1 protein-coding gene is annotated in these 523 nt (G+C 64.2%); it reads right to left on the reverse strand.

Annotated elements, in window-relative coordinates; all coding sequences use genetic code 11:
• Positions 1-523 (reverse strand): penicillin-binding transpeptidase domain-containing protein (locus tag ABD481_RS47145; RefSeq protein ID WP_344672394.1); only part of this gene is annotated, 523 nt, incomplete at both ends.

Genomic DNA, 523 nt, shown 5'->3' on the forward strand with positions numbered 1-523 from the left:
CCAGCGGCGTTGGCGTCTGGTTCGCCAGATAGCGCTGGTAAATCGACATCGCGCCGCTGGCGCCGTACAGTTTGGTCGGCTGGTTATTGTCGCGACCCACCCAGGTGATGGTCACCTGACTACCGTCGATGCCGGCGAACCAGGTATCGACGTTATTGTTGGTGGTCCCGGTTTTCCCCGCCAGATGCAGGCCCGGATACTTCGCCCCCAGCTGACGCCCCGTACCGCGCTGCACCACCTGCTGCATAGTCCACAGCGTCATGTAGGCCGCCTGGGCAGGCACCGCGCGCTCCGCCTGCGGATAGCTCTGGTAGAGCACAGTGCCATCTTCGGCAATCACTGACCGCAGCGCGGAAAGCGGCGCACGGTTCCCACCGCTGGCGATGGTCTGGAAGGCCTGGGCCACTTCAATCGGCGTCAGGTTCAGCGCGCCAAGCAGCATCGACGGCACCGCGTTGAGCTGATTCTTCGGCGCCCCCAGTTTAGTCCAGGTATCGACTACCGCCGGCAAGCCCAGCGCCAT

Origin of the sequence: Catenulispora yoronensis, from assembly GCF_039531695.1 — a bacterium.
Lineage (GTDB): Bacteria > Actinomycetota > Actinomycetes > Streptomycetales > Catenulisporaceae > Catenulispora > Catenulispora yoronensis.